The organism is Klebsiella sp. K47 (genome assembly GCF_051858335.1).
GTDB lineage: Bacteria > Pseudomonadota > Gammaproteobacteria > Enterobacterales > Enterobacteriaceae > Klebsiella > Klebsiella pneumoniae.
In genome coordinates this window covers 169,234-191,383 of record NZ_JBPYUI010000009.1, presented here as the reverse complement: position 1 = coordinate 191,383, position 22,150 = coordinate 169,234, and the positions used below count along the sequence as shown (strand labels likewise).

Sequence of the window (22,150 nt, the reverse complement as noted above, 5' to 3'; positions counted from 1 at the left end):
AGGGCGAACTCACAATTCATAATGACCAGGACGGAATTATATCATGCAGGCCAATGACATTACCTTTTTTCAGCGTTTTCAGGACGACATCCTCGCCGGGCGCAAAACCATCACCATTCGCGATGCAGCGGAGTCGCACTTTAAGCCCGGCGATGTGCTGCGCGTTGGGCGCTATGAAGATGACGGCTATTTTTGCACCATCGCCGTGACCGCGACCTCGACGGTGACGCTCGATACGCTGACCGAACAGCATGCGCAACAGGAGAATATGACTCTCGGGCAGCTGCGGCAGGTCATCAGCGACATCTATCCTGGCGAGAGCCAGTTTTATGTCATTGAATTCAAAGCGCTTTAAGATAATCAGGAACAGCTGTGAGTTGAAATAAAAATGTAACTTTATGATTTTAAAGTATTTACAAATATACATCGTTTTATTTTAGCTAACAGGTGTTCACTGGAATCATTCTCAGTTACCCTAAGTGGGCAATGAAAGCGTTCTTGTTTTCACGGAGTCCAGTATGGTTCGCAAACCATTAATCACTCAGGGATATTCTCTGGCAGAGGAAGTTGCCAACAGCATCAGCCACGGGATCGGGCTGGTGTTCGGTATCGTCGGCCTTGTGTTGCTGCTGGTGCAGGCGGCGGATACAAACGCCAGCGCGACGGCGATCGCCAGCTACAGCCTGTACGGCGGCAGCATGATTATGCTGTTCCTCGCTTCCACGCTCTATCACGCGATCCCGCATCAGCGGGCGAAACAGTGGCTGAAGAAATTCGACCACTGCGCCATCTATTTGCTGATTGCCGGGACCTACACGCCGTTTTTGCTGGTGGGGTTGAATTCACCGCTGGCGAAGGGGCTGATGATCGTCATCTGGAGCCTGGCGCTGCTGGGGATCCTGTTTAAGCTGACCATCGCGCACCGCTTTAAAATTTTGTCGCTGGTGACCTATCTGACCATGGGGTGGCTGTCGCTTATCGTGGTCTATCAGCTGGCAGTGAAGCTGGCGGTGGGCGGGGTAACGCTGCTGGCGGTTGGCGGGGTGGTGTACTCGCTGGGGGTCATCTTCTACGTCTGCAAACGTATTCCTTATAACCACGCTATCTGGCACGGCTTCGTGCTCGGCGGCAGCGTGTGTCACTTCCTGGCGATTTATCTTTACATCGGCCAGTCCTGATAAACATGCCACGGTGGCGCTGCGCTTACCGTGGCTACGATATTCTGCGGCCTGGAAATTCCACGGTGGCGCTACGCTTACCGTGGCTACGATATTCTGCGGCCGGGTAGCCCGGCTAAGGCGCAAGCGCCGCAAGCCGGGAACTTTTCCTTAATTTTCTTCCAGCGAATACGGCAATGGTTTGATGCTCAGGCTGCCGGCATCGTCGCGTACACGGAACACGCTGTCCGGTTCCATGTCGTTATTCATCACTACCTGGACCATCAGGCTTCCGTCATCCAGCTGTACGGCTGCCAGCACCGTACCGGTGCGGCGCCAGTTGTCGCCCATCTTCAGCTCCAGGTCTTCCCCGGCTTCCGGCACCCGGCTGGCGGTCCCTGACAGCGTCCACAGCGCGCGCTTATTGGCGCCGCGGAATTTCGCCCTCGCGACCATTTCCTGGCCGGTGTAGCAGCCTTTTTTGAAGCTGATGCCGCCCAGCGCCTGCAGGTTGGTGGCCTGCGGAATGAACTGCCCGCTGTTAGCGCTGTCGATAACCGGCAGGCCGGCTTCAATATTCAGCGCCAGCCACTGTTGGCTGTTGTTAAACTGCGCTTCGCCGCGCAACGCGTCGGTGACGCGGTTGGCGGTGTCGACATCGGTCACCAGCAGGAAGCGCTCGCCCGGGTGTTCAAACCACAGCAGGCTGGTGGCGCCTTCGCTGACCACCGGGGTGGCAGCGTCGGGCAAGGCGGCGAACAGCGGCGCCAGCGCGGCGCGCGCCTGGAAGCCGGCCACCCCCAGCAGAACCAGATCGTCGTTGGCGGCGATGGTGACTTTGGAGAAGACGGCATATTTTTTCAGCTCGGTCAGCTGCGCGTCGCGCAGGCTGCGGCGCTCAATCCACGCGAAGCCGCCCTCGCGACGGAATACGCGCAGGTTGCTCCACATCTTGCCTTTGGCATCACAGTGGGCGGCAAGCAGATGCTGGGCATCGGTGAGATGACTCACATCGGCGGTAATCTGCCCCTGCAGATATTTTTCGCTGTCCGGCCCGCTAATTGTCGCCAGCGCCCAGTCATCCAGGGTCATCAGCGTTAACGGCAGACGAGCGGAAGAGGAAGGCTGACGCGGAGGAAAAGGTGTAAAAGCCATAGTCATATCCTGAATCGCTTAACGCAGTGTGTGTGACCAATGGTAAAAGAGCTATAGTGCATTGCAAGTGCTTTCAACAGGCCATTTGTGCGCTGGCGTGAGACAGCCGCCTGACGCAGGGAATCAATAAACCCATCATTATTTTAAGGTTTTTATGGAAGGATGCTCGCATTCAGCGATATTCCTGTAAAGTTACGGCAGAAAACGGGTTAAACTAACCTATATTTTGCTGCTGGAAGGTCAACATGGACATTAACAATAAAGCACGTATCCACTGGGCATGCCGCCGCGGGATGCGCGAACTCGACATCTCCATCATGCCGTTCTTTGAGTATGAGTACGATACCCTCAGCGACGCTGACAAACAGCTGTTCATTCGCCTGCTGGAAAATGACGATCCGGATCTGTTCAACTGGCTGATGAACCACGGCAAACCGGCCGATGCGGAGCTGCAGCGGATGGTAACCTTAATTCAGACACGGAATCGGGAACGTGGTCCTGTGGCAATCTGATCTCCGTATCTCCTGGCGCGCGCAGTGGTTTTCCCTGCTGCTTCACGGCGTGGTGGCGGCCCTGGTGCTGTTGGTTCCCTGGCCGCTGAGCTATACCCCGATCTGGCTGCTGCTGCTGTCGCTGGTGGTCTTCGACTGCGTGCGCAGCCAGCGGCGGATCCATGCCCGTCGCGGGGAGATAAAACTGCTCACCGATTCCCGTCTTCGCTGGCAAAACGCCGAATGGGAGATCCTCGGGACGCCGTGGGTTATCAATAGCGGTATGCTGCTGCGTTTGCGCCATGTCGATACCCGGCGCGGACAGCATCTTTGGCTGGCGGCGGACAGCATGGACGCCGGAGAGTGGCGCGATCTGCGCCGGCTGGTGCTGCAAAAACCGGCGCAGGAGTAAGCCGCGTCAGGAAAAGTGTTCGGCCATTTCGCCGAGGATCTGCTCGCACCAGCTCTGGATGCGCTCGTCGCTCAGGTCGTACTGGTTGGTTTCATCCAGCGCCAGGCCAACGAACAGTTGGCCATCGGCGATCACCGGTTTCGGGCTGGTGAACTCATAGCCTTCGGTTGGCCAGTAGCCGACAAACTTCACGCCCCTGGTCGCCAGCTTGTCATGCAGCATGCCGAGCGCGTCAAGGAACCATTCGCCGTAGCCCAGCTGATCGCCCATGCCGTACAGCGCGACGATCTTTCCCTCGAGGTTCAGGGTGTCCAGCTGATCCCAGACCGCTTCCCAGTCTTCCTGAATTTCGCCGAAATCCCAGGTCGGGATGCCAAGGATCAGTACGTCGTACTGGCTCATCAGCGCGGGGGAGTCATCTTTCAGATTGTGCAGCGTCACCAGTTCGGGGCCGATGATATCGCGAATTTTCTCCGCGGCCATTTCGGTGTAGCAGGTACTGGAGCCGTAAAACAGACCTATATTCATCGCGTAAACATCTCGATTCTTGCCGTGAATGGCGGGCAGTGTACCAGAAAGGCGTCCTCTTAAGGCATAATGAGAGCGTTTAACGAACAAAGAGGCCGATGTGAAACAGGATCTGGCACTAATCGAACAGTTTCTCGATGCCCTTTGGCTGGAGCGCAACCTGGCGGAGAATACGCTCAGCGCCTACCGTCGCGATTTGACGATGTTAGTTGAGTGGCTGCACTATCGCGGCCTGTCGCTGGTAAGCGTTGGCAGCGACGATCTGCAGGCCCTGCTGGCTGAGCGGCAGTCCGGCGGCTACAAAGCCACCAGCACCGCGCGCCTGCTGAGCGCCGTGCGCCGTTTTTTCCAGCATCTGTACCGGGAAAAAATTCGCCCGGACGATCCCAGCGCGCTGCTGGCCTCGCCGAAGCTACCGCAGCGGCTGCCAAAAGATCTCAGTGAGGCGCAGGTTGAGCGTCTGCTGCAGGCGCCGCTGGTGGAGCAGCCGCTGGAATTGCGCGATAAAGCGATGCTGGAGGTGCTGTATGCCACCGGCCTGCGCGTCTCGGAGCTGGTGGGGCTGACGATGAGCGACATCAGCCTGCGGCAGGGCGTGCTGCGGGTGGTGGGAAAAGGCAACAAAGAGCGGCTGGTGCCGCTGGGGGAAGAGGCGGTACTGTGGGTGGAAAATTACCTCGAGTATGGTCGCCCCTGGCTGCTGAACGGCGTGGCGTCGGATGTCTTATTTCCCAGCCAGCGCGCCCAGCAGATGACGCGCCAGACCTTCTGGCACCGGATTAAACACTATGCCGTACTGGCGGGGATCGACAGCGAAAAGCTTTCCCCGCACGTGTTACGCCATGCGTTCGCCACGCATTTGCTCAATCATGGCGCCGATCTGCGCGTGGTGCAGATGCTGTTAGGACACAGCGATCTCTCCACCACGCAGATATACACCCACGTGGCGACCGAGCGTCTGCGACAACTTCATCAACAGCACCACCCGCGGGCGTGAGTGCTGAACAAAAGGACTGAGTATGAAAAAAGGTTTATTGATGTTCACCCTGCTGGCGGCCTCCCTTTCAGGAGCGGCGCACGCCGATAGCGCGGCAATTAAACAGTCGCTGGCGAAGCTGGGTGTGCAGAGCACCGATATTCAACCATCGCCGGTTTCCGGGATGAGCACGGTGCTGACCGACAGCGGCGTGCTGTACGTGACCGACGACGGCAAACATATCATCCAGGGGCCGATGTACGACGTGAGCGGCGCGCAGCCGGTCAACGTCACCAACCAGCTGCTGCTGGGTAAGCTGAACGCGCTGAGCAATGAGATGATTGTCTACAAAGCGCCGAAGGAGCAGCACGTCATCACCGTCTTCACCGATATTACCTGCGGCTACTGTCATAAACTGCACGAGCAGATGAGCGACTACAACGCGCTGGGGATCACCGTGCGCTATCTGGCTTTCCCGCGACAGGGTCTGCAAAGCCAGGCGGAGCAGGACATGAAGGCCATCTGGTGCGCGAAAGATCGCAACAAAGCGCTGGATGACGCCATGAATGGTAAAGGCGTGCAGCCGGCGAGCTGCAGCGTAGATATCGCCAAACATTACACCCTCGGCGTGCAGATGGGCGTCAACGGTACGCCGGCGATGGTCCTCAGTAACGGCATGGTGCTGCCGGGCTATCAGGGGCCGAAAGAGCTGAAGGCGTTCCTTGATGAGCACAAAAAACAGACAAGCGGTAACTGATTCGCGTGAAACAACAGATACAACTACGCCGCCGCGAGGCGGTTGACGGCGTCGAACTCCCCGCCGACCTGCCGCCGCTGCTGCAGCGGCTATATGCCAGCCGCGGGGTGCGCAGCGCGCAGGAGCTGGAGCGCAGCGTCAAAGGCATGCTCCCCTGGACGCAGCTCACCGGCGTTGAAAAAGCGGTCGAGATGCTGCATGACGCGTTCCAGAAAGGGTTGCACATCGTGGTGGTCGGTGATTTTGACGCCGACGGCGCCACCAGCACCGCGCTCAGCGTGTTGGCCCTGCGCGCGCTGGGTTACGGCAACGTCTCCTATCTGGTGCCGAACCGCTTTGAAGACGGCTACGGTTTAAGCCCGGAAGTGGTCGATCAGGCCCATGCTCGCGGCGCGCAGATGATCATGACCGTCGACAACGGGATCTCGTCCCATGCCGGCGTCGATCATGCCCATGCGCTGGGGATCCCGGTGCTGGTGACCGATCACCATCTGCCGGGCGAGACGCTGCCGGCGGCGGAAGCTATCGTTAATCCCAACCTGCGCGATTGCGACTTCCCGTCAAAATCACTGGCCGGGGTGGGGGTGGCGTTTTATCTGATGCTGGCGCTGCGCACTTTTCTGCGCGATAAAGGCTGGTTCGACGCTCGCGGCATCCCCGCGCCGAACCTTGCCGAGCTGCTGGATCTGGTGGCGCTTGGCACCGTCGCGGACGTCGTGCCGCTGGATGCTAACAACCGTATCCTCACCTGGCAGGGGTTAAGCCGCATTCGCGCCGGCAAATGTCGGCCCGGTATTAAGGCGCTGCTGGAAATTGCCAACCGCGATCCGCAAAAGCTGGCGGCCAGCGACCTCGGTTTCGCCCTCGGGCCGCGCCTGAACGCGGCGGGACGGCTGGACGACATGTCGGTCGGCGTCGCGCTGCTGCTGTGCGACAACATCGGCGAAGCGCGGGTGCTGGCCAACGAGCTCGATGCGCTTAATCAGACGCGCAAAGAGATTGAGCAGGGGATGCAGGCGGAAGCGCTAACGCTCTGTCAGCAGCTGGAGCGCAGCGCCGATACCCTGCCCGGCGGGCTGGCGATGTACCATCCGCAATGGCATCAAGGGGTAGTCGGCATTCTCGCCTCGCGGATTAAGGAGCGCTTCCATCGCCCGGTTATCGCTTTTGCGCCTACCGGCGACGGCACGCTGAAAGGCTCCGGTCGTTCCATTCAGGGGTTGCATATGCGCGATGCGCTGGAGCGCCTTGATACGCTTTATCCCGGGCTAATCCTGAAGTTCGGCGGCCATGCGATGGCGGCGGGCTTATCGCTGGAGGAGGCGCGTTTTGAAGAGTTTCAACAGCGCTTCGGCGAGCTGGTGACCGAATGGCTGGATCCTGCGCTGTTGCAGGGCGAGGTGGTTTCCGATGGCCCGCTGGCGGCGGCGGAGATGAGCATGGAAGTGGCGCAGATGCTGCGCGACGCCGGGCCGTGGGGGCAGATGTTCCCGGAACCGCTGTTTGACGGTCGTTTTCGCCTGCTGCAGCAGCGGCTGGTGGGCGAGCGTCACCTGAAGGTGATGGTCGAACCGGTTGACGGCGGGCCGCTGCTGGACGGTATCGCCTTCAACGTTGATACTTCCATCTGGCCGGATAACGGCGTGCGTGAAGTCCAGTTAGCCTACAAGCTCGACATCAACGAGTTCCGCGGCAACCGTAGCCTGCAGCTGATCATCGATCACCTCTGGCCAAATTGACAACAGTGTAGGAATAAGGGCGCGAATCCGGTAGAATTCCGCTCTTATCACCGCATTTTGACAAATCCATTAAAAGAAACCGACCATGTTTGAAATAAATCCGGTAAAAAACCGCATTCAGGACCTCACGGAGCGCTCCGACGTTCTTAGGGGGTATCTTTGACTACGATGCCAAGAAAGAGCGTCTCGAAGAAGTAAACGCCGAGCTGGAACAGCCGGACGTGTGGAACGAACCCGAACGCGCCCAGGCGCTGGGTAAAGAGCGTTCTTCCCTGGAAGCCATCGTAGATACCCTGGATCAGATGTCCCAGGGGCTGGAAGACGTTGCCGGCCTGCTGGATCTGGCCGTGGAAGCGGATGACGAAGAGACCTTTAACGAAGCCGTCGCCGAGCTGGATACCCTGGAAGAGAAGCTGGCGCAGCTTGAGTTCCGCCGCATGTTCTCCGGCGAATACGACAGCGCCGATTGCTACCTTGACATTCAGGCCGGTTCCGGCGGCACCGAAGCCCAGGACTGGGCCAGCATGCTGATGCGCATGTACCTGCGCTGGGCGGAAGCGCGCGGCTTTAAGACCGAAATCATCGAAGAATCCGAAGGTGAAGTCGCGGGGATTAAATCCGTGACCATTAAGATCATTGGCGATTACGCCTACGGCTGGCTGCGTACGGAAACCGGCGTTCATCGTCTGGTGCGTAAGAGCCCGTTCGATTCCGGCGGCCGCCGTCATACCTCCTTCAGCTCCGCGTTCGTTTACCCGGAAGTGGAAGACGATATCGATATCGAAATTAACCCGGCCGACCTGCGCATTGACGTATACCGCGCCTCCGGCGCCGGTGGTCAGCACGTTAACCGTACGGAATCCGCGGTGCGTATTACCCATATCCCGACCGGGTTGGTGACGCAGTGCCAGAACGACCGTTCGCAGCACAAAAACAAAGACCAGGCCATGAAGCAGATGAAAGCAAAGCTTTATGAACTGGAGATGCAGAAGAAAAATGCCGAGAAGCAGGCGATGGAAGACAACAAGTCCGATATCGGCTGGGGCAGCCAGATCCGCTCTTACGTGTTGGATGACTCGCGTATTAAAGATCTGCGTACCGGGGTGGAAACCCGCAACACTCAGGCGGTGCTCGACGGCAGCCTGGACCAATTTATCGAAGCAAGTTTGAAAGCAGGGTTATGAGGAACCAACATGTCTGAACAACAAGCACAGGGCGCTGACGCGGCAATTGACCTTAATAATGAACTGAAAACCCGTCGCGAGAAGCTGGCTGCGCTGCGTGAGCAGGGCGTCGCTTTCCCGAACGATTTCCGTCGTGACCATACCTCTGACCAACTGCACGCTGACTTCGATGGCAAAGAAAACGAAGAGCTGGAAGCGCTGAACGTTGAAGTGGCCGTTGCTGGCCGCATGATGACCCGTCGTATCATGGGTAAAGCGTCCTTCGTGACCCTGCAGGACGTAGGCGGCCGCATCCAGCTGTACGTGGCGCGTGATGACCTGGCGGAAGGCGTTTATAACGACCAGTTCAAAAAGTGGGACCTCGGCGACATCATCGCCGCTCGCGGTAAGTTGTTCAAGACCAAAACCGGTGAGCTATCCATCCACTGCACCGAGCTGCGTCTGCTGACCAAAGCTCTGCGCCCGCTGCCGGACAAATTCCACGGCCTGCAGGATCAGGAAGCGCGTTACCGTCAGCGTTACCTGGACCTGATCTCCAACGATGAATCTCGTAAGACCTTCAAAGTGCGTTCGCAGATCCTGGCGGGCATCCGTCAGTTCATGGTTGGCCGCGGCTTTATGGAAGTAGAAACCCCGATGATGCAGGTGATCCCGGGCGGCGCTTCCGCGCGTCCGTTCATCACCCATCATAACGCGCTGGATCTGGACATGTACCTGCGTATCGCGCCGGAACTGTACCTCAAGCGTCTGGTGGTTGGCGGCTTCGAACGCGTCTTCGAGATCAACCGTAACTTCCGTAACGAAGGGATCTCCGTTCGTCATAACCCAGAGTTCACCATGATGGAACTCTACATGGCTTATGCGGATTACAAAGATCTGATCGAGCTGACCGAATCTCTGTTCCGCACCCTGGCGCAGGACATCCTCGGCAACACCGAAGTGCCTTACGGCGACCAGGTGTTCGACTTCGGCAAGCCGTTTGAAAAACTGACCATGCGCGAAGCGATCAAGAAATACCGTCCGGAAACCGAGATGGCGGATCTGGATAACTTTGATTCCGCGAAAGCGATCGCTGAATCTATCGGCATCAAAGTGGAGAAGAGCTGGGGTCTGGGCCGTATCGTGACCGAGATCTTCGAAGAAGTGGCGGAAGCGCACCTGATCCAGCCGACCTTCATCACCGAATACCCGGCGGAAGTTTCTCCGCTGGCGCGCCGTAACGACGTCAACCCGGAAATCACCGACCGCTTTGAATTCTTCATTGGCGGCCGTGAGATCGGTAACGGCTTTAGCGAGCTGAACGACGCCGAAGACCAGGCTCAGCGCTTCCAGGATCAGGTTGATGCGAAAGCCGCAGGCGACGACGAAGCAATGTTCTATGACGAAGACTATGTCACCGCGCTGGAACACGGCCTGCCGCCGACCGCTGGTCTGGGTATCGGTATCGACCGTATGGTCATGCTGTTCACCAACAGCCACACCATCCGCGACGTTATTCTGTTCCCGGCGATGCGTCCGCAGAAATAATCGCCCTTCGCGAAAAGCAAAAAACCCGGCTTGCCGGGTTTTTTTATGTCTGATGTGAGGTCCTAAGGCTGGCGTAGCCTGGCTCAGCGCAGCGCAAGCCGGGGATCCCGGATGGCGGCGTAAACGCCTTATCCGGGCTACGCAATGGCGCAGAACCGTAGGCCTGTGCAAGCGTAGCGCCGCCAGGCATTAATGACAGGCACAGGGCTGCGCCTGGCCTGGAGAATAGTCAGCTTACCCGCGCATACGCGCAACAAAGTCGGTCAGCGCCTGGCGGGCGTCCCGATTTTCCGCTTCCAGCACCATCCACGGGCTGAACGCCCACGGCGTGGCGGCCAGCGCGCTTAACATGGTTGCCAGGTCAACCCACTGATAGTCCATGACTTCATCGTCGTTAGGCTGCACTTCGCTTACCACGCGCGCGGCATATACCGGGCACACTTCGTTCTCAACGATACCGTTTGGGGCGACCGCCCGGTAGCGGAAGGCCGGGTGAACCGGCGCGATATCAGAGATCTCCACACCGAGTTCGAAGCGACAGCGGCGCGTGACGGCCTGCTCGAAGGTCTCGCCCTGCTGGGGGTGTCCGCAGACCGAGTTGGTCCATACCCCGGGCCAGGCTTTTTTGCCCAACGAACGGCGAGTGACCAGTAACTGACCCTGCTGGTTAAACAGCCAGCAGGAAAACGCGAGATGTAAAGGGGTATCAAACGTATGGGCGGCATACTTCTCCAGCATACCGGCAGGCTGATCCTGCTCATCCAGCAAAATGACGTGTTCCCCGGCCATGACGACTCCTGAAAATAAAAAATGACCCGGCACAAACCCGCCGGGTCATGTACTCAGGCCACTAGGGTAGCCCATAAATGGGAGAAAGGCATTACCAAAACAAGCCCTGGAGGCAGCTCTGTGAACGGCAACGCGCAATAGCGAGGAGAGGCCGCCGCGCCGCGTGGCGCAAATATGAATTTCTGCCTGCCGCAGACCGCGCGCTAGGGACGGGGGATAATGGTTTCGCCATCAGGGATGACGCCCTGCGCCGCGGACTGGTATGATATTCGCCCTGATTGCGAGGTAAGTGGTTGTGTTAAGTGCAGGATGCCTGATGATGAAACGCTTTTATATGACACTGATGCTGGCGGCAAGCCTGGTGCTGGCCGGCTGCTCCAGCACCTCCGATTCCGGTGGCACCTACACCGTTAAACGCGGCGATACCCTGTACGGCATCTCCCGCACCACCGGCACCAGCGTTCGCGATCTGGCCCGCCTGAATAACATCTCCCCGCCTTACACCATTGAGGTGGGGCAGAAGCTGAAGCTTAACGGCAGCAGTTCAACGAAGACAACGAAGAAAAAATCTTCCTCTACGCGCACCGCGGCTGACACGCCTTCGTCCGCGGTACCTCAGTCCTCCTGGCCGCCGGTGGGACAGCGCTGCTGGCGCTGGCCGACCAGCGGCAAAGTGGTCCTGCCTTATTCCACCGCCGATGGCGGCAATAAAGGCATTGATATCGCCGGAACCCGCGGCCAGCCGGTGTATGCCGCCGGGGCGGGCAAGGTGGTCTACGTCGGCAATCAGCTGCGCGGCTATGGCAATCTGATCATGATTAAGCACAGCGAGGATTACATCACCGCCTATGCCCACAACGATAAGCTAATGGTGAATAATGGCCAGAGCGTGAAGGCCGGCCAGCAAATTGCCACCATGGGCAGTACGGATGCCGACTCAGTGCGGCTGCATTTCCAGATCCGCTACCGGGCGACAGCCATCGATCCGCTGCGTTACCTGCCGCCGCAGGGAAGTAAACCTAAGTGCTAAAAGGTTATTTTATCGCCAGTCAGCATCCGGCAGGCTTGTCACAGGGTGCGTAAGGGCTATAATGCTTCTCGCACCTCTTCGCGGGCGTAGTTCAATGGTAGAACGAGAGCTTCCCAAGCTCTATACGAGGGTTCGATTCCCTTCGCCCGCTCCAAACAAACATCTCTCAACGTCTACTTAAGTCTATAAAACCCAGTAACCACAGGCACTAACGTCGATTCTCGTTATTTCTACGTCTACTTACATCTACCGGAATCTACACATCTGTGTGTATAGTAATGCGTATAGCCCGCGCTCTACACTTTGGAACTATACACAATGCCACTCACAGACCTTGAAATCAGGCGCTCTAAGCCGCTAGATAAGCCCTATACACTCAATGATGGTAATGGGCTTTCGCTTCTCGTTGAGCCGAACGGATCGAAGGGGTGGCGTTTCCGCTATCGGTTTGATGGAAAGCCCAAGATGCTGTCGCTTGGCACGTATCCGCTTACCTCTCTTACCGAAGCCAGACAAAAGCGGGATGAAGCCAAAAAGCTGGTGGCCGCGGGTATCAACCCCAGCGATGTGCGCAAGAGGGATAAGCAGGACCGGCAGAACGAAATCAGCAATACCTTTGAGGCTATCGCCCGCGAATGGTACGAGAAGCGTATCGACCGGTGGTCCGTCTCATATTCGGAGGAAATGCTAAAGACGTTTGAGACTGATGTTTTCCCGTATATCGGCGGCCGCCCTATCGCAGACATTAAACCGATGGAGTTAATGGGAGTTCTGTCCCGCTTGGACGAGCGAGGGGCAACGGAAAAACTGCGGAAAGTACGGCAGCGCTGCGGCGAGGTCTGGCGCTATGCCATCGTCACAGGCCGGGCGGAGTATAACCCCGCGCCGGATCTGGCCAGTGCGTTTTCTCCCCATAAAAAAGAGCATTACGCCTTTTTGAAGACCGAGGAATTGCCGGGATTTTTCAGAACGCTCAACACATACAGCGGCAGTATTGTGGTAAAGCTGGCGATGCGCCTGCAGGTTCTTACCGGATTGCGCCCCGGTGAACTCAGGCAAGGGGAGTGGTCAGAGATAGACTTTGATAAACGCATATGGGAAGTGCCACCAGCCAGAATGAAAAAGCGGCGCCCGCATTGCGTGCCGTTATCAGATCAGGCTATTGCCATTCTGGAGCAGCTAAAGCCGATTACCGGCCAATATATTTTCATATTCCCCGGGCGTATCCATCACAGCAAACCCATGAGTGAAATGGCTATGAACGTGCTGATCCGCCGGATAGGCTACGCAGGTCGCGTTACCGGACACGGATTCCGCCACACCATGAGTACCATTCTGCATGAGCAGGGTTACAACACCGCCTGGATTGAAACCCAACTGGCGCACGTTGATAAGAACTCCATCCGCGGTACCTACAACCACGCTCAGTATCTGGACGGTCGGCGGGAAATGCTCCAGTGGTATGCCGACTATATGGCGGCTCTGGAGAATGGTGAAAATGTGGTGCATGGCTCGTTCGGGAAACGTGCTTGACTGGATACATAGACAGTATATGCAGACGATAGTAGACTTAGGTAGACGAACAAAGAATAGGCTATGTCTAGGCTGATCCCCGAAAACCCGTACACCTCTGCGGGCTGGCATAGTCGCTAAAATCAGAGGACGCGAGGTGGCGTTATGGTCGTGTCTGTCGCGCAGTTATTGGCAGAGAAAAATAGTGTTATTTCTTTCTCGGATACAGTTTCCTTCATATTAGAAGACAATGACTTTTTAAATTTTCATGATGTTGTTCAGTTTATTTATAGGAATTTCAATCTTGTAAGTGATGATGTTTCTAATAGCTTGGCAAGTTGTTCTTACGATAGAATTAAAGGAGTGTCTGAGTCTGATGAGATTGCAGCCGAAAGCCTCGAGACATTAGAGTACTTGATATCATCAAACTGGATATCAGGTATAGATAATGAAGGGCAAGGTGGATATTTTTCTATTTATAATAACGAAGGGTATGAAAATGGTTCGCGTAAGGATTTCTTCTTTCGTAAGAATGAATTGATTCATGTGCTTACTTCTGCCGGGATTGCATTCAGGTTTGATGAACAACTTGATAATGAAAATGAAGCAGAAGGCAGTGTGCAGGAATTTGAAAAGAGAATTAAAATATTATCAGATGAAAATACAATATTAAAAAGCGAACTTGATGAACTAAGGCATGATAAGCCCAAATATCTTGGTGTATTTAGAGGCGATGATCCATTATTAATTGCTATCAACATAAGAAATGTTGAGTGGGCATCATTTGATGAGAATGATGCTCGAGTCACGACGCCATCTGCAGATTATGTAATTGAGAAACTGAAGGAGCAATATGGAATGTCACATGCGCTTGCTAGTGCCATTGAAAGAGTTGCCTGCCCAATAGTTAGAAAGTCTTCTTAGACTGTTTGAGTACCGCCATGAGCCATGATGTATCATGGATGCCAGTCCTTGTACATACCTCACATATCAATCTACCCTGACCCTTAGGGTAGAATAGTAAATTAAATCAGTCATCTATATCAACCCTAAGGGTCAAAGCCAATCCAGGTCCCTTACCCTCAAGGTAAAATGTACCTAAATACCCTTAACCCTAAGGATATAAAAATGTCGTCTTTTTTGTGCAATTATATACCTTGTAAACCGCAATAGACGTTACGAGGTAAATATGACTCAGTCACTTATAAGATTTTCTGAAGTACAACGAAGAACTGGATATAGTAAAGCGTGGATTTACCGATTGATTAGCGAGCATCGCTTTCCTCAGCCAATCAAAATAGGTGCTCGTGCAATCGCGTTTGTTGAAGGTGAAATAGATGAGTGGATCGATCGACGCATTGCTGAATCGCGTGGTGAGGTGGCCTGATGCAAAGAAAACAGTCCATGCAGCCTTAAATCTGACTAATTAACCTCAGGTAACCAACGATGAAAAACATTAATGGCCTCATAGGGCAGGGCTTAACTCACCCTATAGGCAGCCAGAGAGAATTTCTTACCCTACACAAACAGGAAGTGCGTATTGATTCTCGAGTAATTGCTGATCGCGCCGGAATAAAACATGGAAGCCTAGTCGCGACGATTAAAATGCATCAGAGCAAATTGCGTGAACTTGGCACATTACCACGTCAGTCTCTGAAAGAGTTTTCCGATTTGAAATCGGGAAACTCTAAGAGTAAAGGCGGAAGACCAGAAATCAGTTATCTGCTTAACGAGCCACAACTTGATTACACACTCCGTATTATTCGTGGGCGTGATCCTGAACGAATGAATCAGTTCAAGCTAGACATAACTAAGGCGCTCTCTAAACGACGAGTCGTTGAACCCATTCGTCGCGAATATCTGCCTGGTTATCACGAAAGCCGTGATGGTCTTAAGGCGTTAGGCGCGCAGCGTCATCACTATATCAATCTGGCCCGAGCCGAAAATCGTTTAGCTGGCCTGTCGGATGGTGAGCGCGGATCCGCCGACGAGCAGCAATTAGGGTTGCTGGTAGTAATGCAGAAAATTGAACAAGCGGCTTTTAACGAAGCTGTGCATAGCGGAATGAGCCCGAGTGATGCAGTACGGGAAGTCGCACGCAGAATGGATACATTTGCGTCATTGCTCAGCACAAAACCGTTACTGGGGGGAGAAAATGTTTAACCCAATTCAACCTCCCTGCTCACCTGCAGTATCCATAAATTGCAGCTGTAATCACATTGCGGAGACTATACGCAAAAACCACTTGCTGGCGCTTGGTGTATTAGTCTACCCTGAAAAGGCACCAGCAAAATCTGGTGCCGGGATTGGCGTCCTGATAACCTGTATAGTGCCGACACGCACTAAGCGTGTTTTTTTGTCGGCAAAATTCCTGCACACCCAAATTATGGTGGGCTGGATGAGGCTTCCGAAAGGAAGGCCGGTGTCTATACAGGCCGGTTACGCCAACCTTGTTCAGCTCACCACCAGTCTGAGATTGGCGTCTCATGGTGGTGAATTTACGATTCACTGTATAGAGGCTGCCACTATGGCTACTACCCCTACCCAAAATCCACAATTTATCTGGATCATCGCTGCTATACGCCGCGATATCGAATCCGTCACTGTAAAAATCTTCCACGTTGCCGCGGTCTCTGAACGCGAAGCCCGTCGCACTTTAGTGCGTGATCATGTTTGTTTTTTCGCTGGCCGCATCCGTCTGACGGAGGTGGATCATGCGTAATAACTGCCTCCCTACAGCGATCGCTGAGAAGCCTTATCTGCTCGATGAACTCACCTACGAAACAGAATGTGTGTTGGCAATCCTAAGAACAATTAATGATGTCAGCGATCCACACACCAAAAGCCACCTCGTAGACTCCGCCGAACTTATTGGTACTCAGTTGTTGAAAAAGCTAGAGCATAACGCACGTCTGGAAGATGGTGATTGCGAATGAAAAATATCGACCTCATCCGTGAAGTTACCCTGGCTGCAGCTGATCGCTGGCCTACAGTGCTGGCTGGGCTGCATATCGATGTGCCGGATTCACCGCGCCGGCACGCACCGTGCCCGGCCTGCGGAGGCTCGGATCGCTTCCGTTTCGATGATGGCGGCCGCGGTAGCTTTATCTGCAACCAGTGCGGCGCTGGTGACGGGCTGGACTTAATCAAGCGGGTTAACAACTGTGACACCACGGAGGCGGCGCAGCTTGCCGCTGATGTGCTGGGTATTGATTACCGGACGGTGAAACAGGACGAAGCGACAGCTAGCCAGAAGCGGGAACAAATGAAAGCCGAAAGCCAGCAGCGCGAGCAGGAACGCCAACGGCGCAAATTGGCTGAAATAGAACAGCGCCGCGGTTTATTTGTGAGCCACTGGCAGAGGCTCACAAATGCGGCCGCATCCGGAGAAAGCCAATACCTGACAGGGAAAGAACTAAGCGGATTCACGTTCCCGATCCTGGCGGACGGCAGCTTGCTGCTGTCGCTGGTGGACGATACCGGCACAGTAACAGCTGCGCAGACCATTACACCACAGGGTGAAAAACGTCTTCTGACCGGCTCGGCGAAGCGAGGTGCATACCATGCTGTAAACGTAGCAGACGCACCGCAGAGTGTTTTAATTGCTGAAGGGCTGGCAACAGCCTTATCTGTCCATCTGATACGCCCGGAAGCACTGACGGTATGCGCCATAGACGCTGGCAACCTGCAGCCCGTCGCCCAGGCCATGCATCAGCGTTACCCGAATGCGCAGATCATCATTGCTGCCGACAACGATATTAAGCCCGGAGAGCCAAATACAGGCAAAGACGCTGCGGAGAAAGCTGCAAAGGCCGTCTCTGGATGGGTGGCTTTACCACCAACGGTGGAAAAGGCCGACTGGAACGACTACCACCAGCAGCATGGCCTAGAAGCCGCTACAACGGCGTTTAAGAATTCGATGTATCAACCGCAGGAGCCTGAAGTGTCCGCGAAACTGCAAGTGATCAACGGAGGGAAGAAGGGCGCATCAAAACCTGAATCCCTGCGACCTCATGTCGAAAGCCGTGTTGACGGTGTTTATTGGGTTGAGCCCAAATCAGACAAAGATACCGGGGAAATCATCAGCCGTGAAAGCTGGTTGTGCTCTGCTCTGGAGGTTGTCGGTATTGGCATTGATGACAGTAAAACCCGGTATTTGATCCTGCGCTGGCAGGCATTAGGTTCGAAGGGGGACACCGTCCAGGCGATACCACTTGCTGATATCGGTGAGCGTGAGGGATGGCGAACGCTCAAGTCGGGTGGGGTAAACGTCACAACCAAAAGCGGTTTACGTGCAACGCTAGCCGACTGGCTGCAGAGCTGTGCCAATGGAGAGGTATGGCGCATTGCTCATGCTACGGGCTGGCAGTGTGGCGCCTATATCATGCCCGATGGTGAGATCATCGGTACGCCAGAACAACCGGTGCTTTTTAATGGACGGAGTTCTGCAGCATCCGGTTACACCACCAGCGGCACCGTTGATAGCTGGAGGGAGAGTGTAGGACGTCTTGCCTTTGGGAATTACTCGATGATGACTGGTGTAGCCGCAGCATTGGCCGCCCCGCTGATTGGCCTTGCTGGTGCTGATGGATTCGGTATCCACCTCTACGAACAGTCGAGCGCGGGTAAGACTACCACTGCTAATGTGGCCTCCAGTCTTTACGGCAATCCAGATGTACTGCGTCTCACCTGGTACGGTACTGCGCTGGGGCTGGCGAATGAAGCTGCCGCACATAATGACGCGCTGATGCCGCTAGACGAAATCGGCCAGGGCGCTGATCCGGTGGAGGTCTACAAATCTGCCTACGCACTGTTTAACGGCACGGGTAAGCTGCAGGGAGCGAAGGAAGGCGGAAACCGTGACCTGAAGCGCTGGCGTACTGTGGCCATCAGTACCGGTGAGATGGATCTGGAAACATTCATCGCCAGTGCCGGCCGTAAAGCTAAAGCGGGCCAACTGGTTCGCCTGCTTAACATTCCAATGCGTCGGGCAGTGCGTTTTCATGAGCATACCAATGGTAAACACCATGCCGATGCTCTGAAGGATGCATACCAGCATCACCACGGAGTGGCCGGGCGTGAGTGGATTAAGTGGCTGGCTGACCACCAGCACGAGTCAGTAAGCGCTGTCAGAGCAGCGGAAGAACGCTGGCGTAGCTTGATCCCGTCGGATTATGGGGAGCAGGTCCATCGCGTCAGCGCCCGGTTCGCGATTCTGGAAGCCGCACTGCTGTTGGGTAAGGTGATCACCGGTTGGGATGAGCAAACGTGTCGGGATGCTATCCAATACAGCTATAACGCTTGGCTACGCGAATTTGGTACTGGCAACAAAGAGCATCAGCAGATTATCGAGCAAGCCGAAGATTTCCTGAACAGATTCGGACTTAGTAGGTTTGCACCGTTGCCATATGAACCAAGAGATCTGCCTATTCCTAATCTGGCAGGGTTCCGTTCCAAAGGGAATCATGATACTGACCTGATTGTTTTCTATGCTTTTCCGGCAACCTTCAATGATGAAATCGCGCGAGGGTTCAACAAAGGACAATTTGCTGAAGTCCTGAAGAAAGCTGGAATGCTCACACCACCCAGTAACGGTCGCGGGTACCAAAAAAAGGGCCCCCGTATAGAAGGGCGGCAGCCATGGTTTTATGTACTGCAGTATCTGCCGGATGACGACCAGCCAGAGTAAAAGCATTCTTTCATGTGTGTAGTTTAGGTGTTGGTTCAGTTGGTTCAGTTGCCTCAGTAGTGATATGCATCTGTTTAATAAGGTTTCATGTTTGAAAAATGAACCAACATTGAGGCAACAAACTACCATTTTGAACCAACACTGAATCAGGTACAGGGCATCAGAAGAGAGAGGATCACAGCGATGACAGCTCAAATTTCAGCGTATGGCCGGCTGGTGGCCGACCCGCAGACCAGAACAACTGGAAAAGGTACGAACATGGCTATGGCCCGTCTGGCGGTGGCGTTGCCTTGTAATGCGTCAGATAACGGAGAGGCTACTTTCTGGTTGGGCGTGATTGCTTTTGGTAAACAGGCCGATGCGCTGGCCAAACATCGTAAAGGCGACCTTGTCAGTGTGGCGGGCAATATGCAGCTCAATCAGTGGATTGGTCAGGATGGCGGTACACAGCAAGGCTATCAGGTCATTGCGGACAGTGTACTCAGTGCCAGAACGGTACGCCCAAGAGGTAAAGCGGGACAACAGGGGCAAGCTACAGACGCCCTACGACGGGCCCATGAACATCAAGCGCCCACCACCGGGTATGAAGGATACGACCAGACGCCACCTGATCTTGACCCTCCATCTCCGAACAGCTTTTGTATCTTAAGTTAACGATGTCCGCTGCCGCCGGTATTCCCTCGGGGAGTGATATCCCAGCGCGCTGTGCGGGTGGTTTTCATTGTAATGCGTGAACGCTACTGCAAGGTTTCGCAGTGCTGTTCTCACATCCGGTTTTGGCATGAACGCGATATAGTCTTCTTTCATCGTTTTCACGAACCGTTCGGCCATGCCATTACTCTGCGGGCTGCTCACCGCTGTTGTGCAGGGCTCCAGATTCAGCTCTCTCGCGAACCTCCACGTTTCATACGCGGTATACGCTGAACCGTTGTCCGTCAGCCACTGCACCGCTGTATCGGGCAACCTGTCGCCGAAGCGCTTTTCCACCGACCTCAGCATCACATCCTGCACGGTTGAACTGTCATAGCCTCCCGTGCTTGCTGCCCAGTCTATGGCCTCACGGTCGCAGCAGTCCAGCGCGAACGTTACCCGCAGTTTTTCGCCGTTGTCGCAGCCGAACTCGAAGCCATCTGAACACCAGCGCATATCGCTTTCTGCCACCGCTATCTTGCCCTTATGTTCACGCTTCGGTCGCTCTGGTTTGTCATGCAACAACAACAGGTTATGCTCGCTCATTATCCTGTAAAGCCGTTTGGCGTTCACAGGTGGCTGTCCCTCTGTGCGACGTTGCTTGCGCAGGATGCCCCACACGCGTCGATAACCATAACTCGGCATATCGCTGATGATGTCGAGGATAGCCGACAGTATTTCTTCGTCTGCTTCGTCATTACGCCGGTTACAGCGCTTGTCCTGCCAGTCGGCAGAACGGTTAATCCGCAGTGACAGCTGCGCACGCGACACGCCCATGGTGCGGCTGACCAGGGCTATTCCCCGTCCTTTGGCAACAAGGGCGCGTGCGCTATCCATTTTCGCGACTGGCCGTACTCCACGGCTTCTTTCAGGATCTCAACTTCCATCGTCTTCTTGCCCAGAAGGCGCTGAAGTTCCCGGACCTGCTTCAGAGCAGCAGTAAGCTCAGAAGCAGGAACGACTTCCTCTCCGGCCGCAACGGCGGTGAGGCTGCCTTCCTGATATTGCTTCTTCCACTTAAACAGCAGGCTGGGCTGGATACCATGCAGGCGGGCGACATGGGAGACATTCATGCCCGGCTCCATCGTCTGCTGGATAATGGCGATCTTCTCCTGAGGAGTTTTACGTTTACGGGCTTCTTGCCCTAACAGGATCCCGGTCATCTCAAAATTGGCGTTAGTGTTAGACATATATTCAAGCCTATCTCTTATCTGGAGATACAGCTACTGTCCGGTGTTTCAGGGGGCTACATCACCACCTTATGACGATGATTTTTGACATTGGTATGGATCAGTAATATGCGACTGACTACAGAACAGAAAGCGGAGATTGTTCGCCTTAAACGCAGTGGCGTCGGATACCGCACGATCGCGAGTAAAATGGGATTCAGGCCCAGCACGGTGAGTAGCTTCTGCCAGCGCAGTGGATTGTTCGCTGATAATCCAGCTCACAGGGCTCTGTTCACTATCCCTGAGCCGTTCTTTTCGAGCGTACCTGCGTTGATAAAGCCACTGCCACTCCAGAAAGTCATTACCGGCCATAAGCAAACTGATGCCTACCTGTGGGTGCTGGAAGTGATTCAGCTGAATGAGCCTGCGCATCTGGCCGCTGCGTGGCAGTTTGAACGCTACATGTAAAACCATACCACCCCATGAAAATGCCCATATCTTATTTATAGGCAGAAATGGTGTGTTCTGGCTATGTATGGCAGAAACGGTGTGTTCTGCCTATAGATAGGCAGGCTTGATGTGTTCTGGCTATGTATAGGCAAATGTGACGTGTTTTGCCTATGAGCCTTATCCACCCTCTATTTTGTTCGCTAATTAATCAATTTCCTTTCTGGCAACGATCGAATTTATTCTTTCAATAATTGCAATATAAGCAATGATCATTTCATTTAATGAAATTAAACTGACTGTATAAATATCAGGAGGTGGTCATGTCAAAACAGTCCGTCAAACCTGTCTTGCTCAGCGAGGCACAAATTCAGGCAATCAGAAAAATTCAGGAAAAGCAGCGCCAGCAATCAGGTATCGGCGTTGCGCCAACTATCCATGAAATCGCAAGGGGGCTGGTGGACAAAGCCTTGCAACAGCATTTGGGCTAAAGGCTCTAACTTGTTGATACAAAGCAAAATAACTAACTGCTTATTATTCATGCAGATGTTAAGTGTTTTAGGGTTAATAAAGGTAACTATGAAATGAATATCACTGACGAAGAGTTACTGCAGGAAGTCCAGAGAATCATCGACAAAGCATCGTTAACAGAACAGATCGCCCTAACCGATTTGCTTCAACGGTATGAGTTGGCTGTCTCTGTGGCCAAGTACGCATTACCTGGTTATCCATTAGGGGTTTTAGACTTTCTCGCGGCCGCAACAAAACCAGCTACCGTTCAATCATCTGACCTGCATGATACCGCTCAAGATAAAACCGATGGGAAATCAGCACCAGCACCTGGTGGGAGTAAATACCACTAGCCCCATGATACTTCTAACATAACATTCTCGGGAGA

Annotated in this window: 24 protein-coding genes, 1 tRNA gene and 1 pseudogene; 22 read left to right on the top strand and 4 right to left on the bottom strand. The window is 54.6% G+C overall.

What is annotated here, in order from left to right:
* The first annotated feature begins 43 nt into the window (after positions 1–43).
* Positions 44–355, top strand: a complete 312-nt coding sequence (gene yqfB / locus RRF55_RS11465; RefSeq protein ID WP_002916319.1) for a N(4)-acetylcytidine aminohydrolase — start codon at positions 44–46, stop codon at positions 353–355.
* A 163-nt stretch (positions 356–518) separates the two neighbouring features.
* Positions 519–1,178 carry a PAQR family membrane homeostasis protein TrhA gene (gene trhA, locus RRF55_RS11460; protein WP_002916317.1) on the top strand — a complete coding sequence of 220 codons (660 nt, stop codon included), beginning with the start codon at positions 519–521 and terminating at the stop codon, positions 1,176–1,178.
* 150 nt (positions 1,179–1,328) lie between these two features.
* Here trhA and ygfZ read toward each other — a convergent pair whose 3' ends face one another.
* Entirely contained in the window at positions 1,329–2,312 is a 984-nt protein-coding gene (gene ygfZ, locus RRF55_RS11455) for a tRNA-modifying protein YgfZ (RefSeq protein WP_002916313.1), read from the bottom strand.
* 245 nt (positions 2,313–2,557) lie between these two features.
* Between ygfZ and sdhE the strand changes: the two genes are divergently transcribed.
* Together sdhE and RRF55_RS11445 are read left to right on the top strand one after the other, a co-directional pair.
* Complete coding sequence (gene sdhE, locus RRF55_RS11450) at positions 2,558–2,824, top strand: FAD assembly factor SdhE (RefSeq protein ID WP_002916312.1); 267 nt, start codon at positions 2,558–2,560, stop codon at positions 2,822–2,824.
* Complete coding sequence (locus RRF55_RS11445; RefSeq protein WP_002916310.1) at positions 2,805–3,215, top strand: protein YgfX; 411 nt, start codon at positions 2,805–2,807, stop codon at positions 3,213–3,215. The genes sdhE and RRF55_RS11445 overlap by 20 nt, the downstream gene beginning before the upstream one ends.
* A gap of 6 nt (positions 3,216–3,221) precedes the next feature.
* Here the strand turns inward: RRF55_RS11445 and fldB are convergent, their stop codons facing one another.
* Complete coding sequence (fldB, locus tag RRF55_RS11440; protein WP_002916308.1) at positions 3,222–3,743, bottom strand: flavodoxin FldB; 522 nt, start codon at positions 3,741–3,743, stop codon at positions 3,222–3,224.
* Positions 3,744–3,843: 100 nt separating this feature from the next.
* Between fldB and xerD the strand changes: the two genes are divergently transcribed.
* The 5 genes from xerD (at position 3,844) to lysS (ending at position 9,926) form a co-directional block, all read left to right on the top strand.
* Positions 3,844–4,740 (top strand): site-specific tyrosine recombinase XerD, encoded by an 897-nt coding sequence (xerD, locus tag RRF55_RS11435; RefSeq protein ID WP_064153067.1) that lies wholly within the window; start codon positions 3,844–3,846, stop codon positions 4,738–4,740.
* Positions 4,741–4,762: 22 nt separating this feature from the next.
* Positions 4,763–5,476 carry a bifunctional protein-disulfide isomerase/oxidoreductase DsbC gene (dsbC, locus tag RRF55_RS11430; protein ID WP_002916301.1) on the top strand — a complete coding sequence of 238 codons (714 nt, stop codon included), beginning with the start codon at positions 4,763–4,765 and terminating at the stop codon, positions 5,474–5,476.
* Positions 5,477–5,481: 5 nt separating this feature from the next.
* Positions 5,482–7,215, top strand: a complete 1,734-nt coding sequence (gene recJ / locus RRF55_RS11425) for a single-stranded-DNA-specific exonuclease RecJ (RefSeq protein ID WP_004149758.1) — start codon at positions 5,482–5,484, stop codon at positions 7,213–7,215.
* Between the two features lie 85 nt (positions 7,216–7,300).
* Positions 7,301–8,399, top strand: a protein-coding gene (gene prfB / locus RRF55_RS11420) for a peptide chain release factor 2 (RefSeq protein WP_095858446.1) whose coding sequence is annotated in 2 segments (ribosomal slippage) — positions 7,301–7,375 and positions 7,377–8,399 — 1,098 coding nt in all. Because the reading frame shifts where the segments join, the coding sequence is not laid out codon by codon here.
* A gap of 9 nt (positions 8,400–8,408) precedes the next feature.
* Complete coding sequence (lysS, locus tag RRF55_RS11415) at positions 8,409–9,926, top strand: lysine--tRNA ligase (RefSeq protein WP_002916299.1); 1,518 nt, start codon at positions 8,409–8,411, stop codon at positions 9,924–9,926.
* A 234-nt stretch (positions 9,927–10,160) separates the two neighbouring features.
* Here the strand turns inward: lysS and idi are convergent, their stop codons facing one another.
* The gene (gene idi, locus RRF55_RS11410; RefSeq protein ID WP_023285541.1) at positions 10,161–10,715 is read right to left on the bottom strand and encodes an isopentenyl-diphosphate Delta-isomerase; all 555 of its coding nucleotides are present in this window, start codon (positions 10,713–10,715) and stop codon (positions 10,161–10,163) included.
* A gap of 316 nt (positions 10,716–11,031) precedes the next feature.
* Here idi and actS point away from each other — a divergent pair, with 316 nt between their 5' ends.
* The 10 genes from actS to RRF55_RS11360 all read left to right on the top strand — a co-directional run bounded on the left by actS (position 11,032) and on the right by RRF55_RS11360 (position 19,600).
* Entirely contained in the window at positions 11,032–11,745 is a 714-nt protein-coding gene (actS, locus tag RRF55_RS11405) for an amidase activator ActS (protein ID WP_032415535.1), read from the top strand.
* Between the two features lie 80 nt (positions 11,746–11,825).
* Positions 11,826–11,899 (top strand) — tRNA-Gly (locus RRF55_RS11400).
* A gap of 164 nt (positions 11,900–12,063) precedes the next feature.
* Positions 12,064–13,278 (top strand): tyrosine-type recombinase/integrase, encoded by a 1,215-nt coding sequence (locus RRF55_RS11395; RefSeq protein WP_064184783.1) that lies wholly within the window; start codon positions 12,064–12,066, stop codon positions 13,276–13,278.
* A 144-nt stretch (positions 13,279–13,422) separates the two neighbouring features.
* Positions 13,423–14,181, top strand: a complete 759-nt coding sequence (locus RRF55_RS11390; RefSeq protein WP_064184782.1) for a hypothetical protein — start codon at positions 13,423–13,425, stop codon at positions 14,179–14,181.
* A 265-nt stretch (positions 14,182–14,446) separates the two neighbouring features.
* Positions 14,447–14,644 carry a helix-turn-helix transcriptional regulator gene (locus RRF55_RS11385; protein ID WP_074187331.1) on the top strand — a complete coding sequence of 66 codons (198 nt, stop codon included), beginning with the start codon at positions 14,447–14,449 and terminating at the stop codon, positions 14,642–14,644.
* 59 nt (positions 14,645–14,703) lie between these two features.
* Entirely contained in the window at positions 14,704–15,420 is a 717-nt protein-coding gene (locus RRF55_RS11380; RefSeq protein ID WP_187216989.1) for a hypothetical protein, read from the top strand.
* Positions 15,413–15,979, top strand: coding sequence for a host cell division inhibitor Icd-like protein (locus RRF55_RS11375; protein ID WP_261989669.1), 567 nt, complete (start codon positions 15,413–15,415; stop codon positions 15,977–15,979). Before RRF55_RS11380 ends, RRF55_RS11375 begins: the two co-directional genes overlap by 8 nt.
* Positions 15,972–16,193: a hypothetical protein gene (locus RRF55_RS11370; protein WP_032436819.1), complete on the top strand. Its 222-nt coding sequence runs from the start codon at positions 15,972–15,974 to the stop codon at positions 16,191–16,193. Before RRF55_RS11375 ends, RRF55_RS11370 begins: the two co-directional genes overlap by 8 nt.
* Positions 16,190–18,946, top strand: a complete 2,757-nt coding sequence (locus RRF55_RS11365; protein ID WP_187216988.1) for a TOPRIM and DUF927 domain-containing protein — start codon at positions 16,190–16,192, stop codon at positions 18,944–18,946. Before RRF55_RS11370 ends, RRF55_RS11365 begins: the two co-directional genes overlap by 4 nt.
* A gap of 183 nt (positions 18,947–19,129) precedes the next feature.
* Positions 19,130–19,600 carry a single-stranded DNA-binding protein gene (locus RRF55_RS11360; protein WP_439419125.1) on the top strand — a complete coding sequence of 157 codons (471 nt, stop codon included), beginning with the start codon at positions 19,130–19,132 and terminating at the stop codon, positions 19,598–19,600.
* Here the strand turns inward: RRF55_RS11360 and RRF55_RS11355 are convergent.
* A protein-coding gene (locus RRF55_RS11355) for an IS3 family transposase (protein ID WP_085955172.1) occupies positions 19,592–20,799 on the bottom strand; the annotation gives its coding sequence in 2 pieces (ribosomal slippage) (positions 19,592–20,478 and positions 20,478–20,799; 1,209 coding nt in all). The two genes, RRF55_RS11360 and RRF55_RS11355, sit on opposite strands and share 9 nt — an antisense overlap.
* 135 nt (positions 20,800–20,934) lie before the next feature.
* Between RRF55_RS11355 and RRF55_RS11350 the strand changes: the two are divergent.
* The 3 genes and pseudogenes from RRF55_RS11350 to RRF55_RS11340 all read left to right on the top strand — a co-directional run.
* Positions 20,935–21,249 (top strand): annotated as a pseudogene (locus RRF55_RS11350) (helix-turn-helix domain-containing protein); the annotation flags it as partial.
* 326 nt (positions 21,250–21,575) lie between these two features.
* Entirely contained in the window at positions 21,576–21,743 is a 168-nt protein-coding gene (locus RRF55_RS11345) for a hypothetical protein (RefSeq protein ID WP_040224012.1), read from the top strand.
* 93 nt (positions 21,744–21,836) lie between these two features.
* Positions 21,837–22,115, top strand: coding sequence for a hypothetical protein (locus RRF55_RS11340; RefSeq protein WP_087847304.1), 279 nt, complete (start codon positions 21,837–21,839; stop codon positions 22,113–22,115).
* Positions 22,116–22,150: the final 35 nt, after the last annotated feature.

Bases quoted from the DNA above. Each gene is read 5' to 3' on its own strand.
- yqfB (WP_002916319.1), top strand. From the start codon at position 44: ATGCAGGCCAATGACATTACCTTTTTTCAGCGTTTTCAGGACGACATC.
- trhA (WP_002916317.1), top strand. From the start codon at position 519: ATGGTTCGCAAACCATTAATCACTCAGGGATATTCTCTGGCAGAGGAA.
- ygfZ (WP_002916313.1), bottom strand. From the start codon at position 2,312: ATGGCTTTTACACCTTTTCCTCCGCGTCAGCCTTCCTCTTCCGCTCGT.
- sdhE (WP_002916312.1), top strand. From the start codon at position 2,558: ATGGACATTAACAATAAAGCACGTATCCACTGGGCATGCCGCCGCGGG.
- fldB (WP_002916308.1), bottom strand. From the start codon at position 3,743: ATGAATATAGGTCTGTTTTACGGCTCCAGTACCTGCTACACCGAAATG.
- dsbC (WP_002916301.1), top strand. From the start codon at position 4,763: ATGAAAAAAGGTTTATTGATGTTCACCCTGCTGGCGGCCTCCCTTTCA.
- lysS (WP_002916299.1), top strand. From the start codon at position 8,409: ATGTCTGAACAACAAGCACAGGGCGCTGACGCGGCAATTGACCTTAAT.
- idi (WP_023285541.1), bottom strand. From the start codon at position 10,715: ATGGCCGGGGAACACGTCATTTTGCTGGATGAGCAGGATCAGCCTGCC.
- actS (WP_032415535.1), top strand. From the start codon at position 11,032: ATGATGAAACGCTTTTATATGACACTGATGCTGGCGGCAAGCCTGGTG.
- RRF55_RS11395 (WP_064184783.1), top strand. From the start codon at position 12,064: ATGCCACTCACAGACCTTGAAATCAGGCGCTCTAAGCCGCTAGATAAG.
- RRF55_RS11390 (WP_064184782.1), top strand. From the start codon at position 13,423: ATGGTCGTGTCTGTCGCGCAGTTATTGGCAGAGAAAAATAGTGTTATT.
- RRF55_RS11385 (WP_074187331.1), top strand. From the start codon at position 14,447: ATGACTCAGTCACTTATAAGATTTTCTGAAGTACAACGAAGAACTGGA.
- RRF55_RS11380 (WP_187216989.1), top strand. From the start codon at position 14,704: ATGAAAAACATTAATGGCCTCATAGGGCAGGGCTTAACTCACCCTATA.
- RRF55_RS11375 (WP_261989669.1), top strand. From the start codon at position 15,413: ATGTTTAACCCAATTCAACCTCCCTGCTCACCTGCAGTATCCATAAAT.
- RRF55_RS11370 (WP_032436819.1), top strand. From the start codon at position 15,972: ATGCGTAATAACTGCCTCCCTACAGCGATCGCTGAGAAGCCTTATCTG.
- RRF55_RS11365 (WP_187216988.1), top strand. From the start codon at position 16,190: ATGAAAAATATCGACCTCATCCGTGAAGTTACCCTGGCTGCAGCTGAT.
- RRF55_RS11360 (WP_439419125.1), top strand. From the start codon at position 19,130: ATGACAGCTCAAATTTCAGCGTATGGCCGGCTGGTGGCCGACCCGCAG.
- RRF55_RS11345 (WP_040224012.1), top strand. From the start codon at position 21,576: ATGTCAAAACAGTCCGTCAAACCTGTCTTGCTCAGCGAGGCACAAATT.
- RRF55_RS11340 (WP_087847304.1), top strand. From the start codon at position 21,837: ATGAATATCACTGACGAAGAGTTACTGCAGGAAGTCCAGAGAATCATC.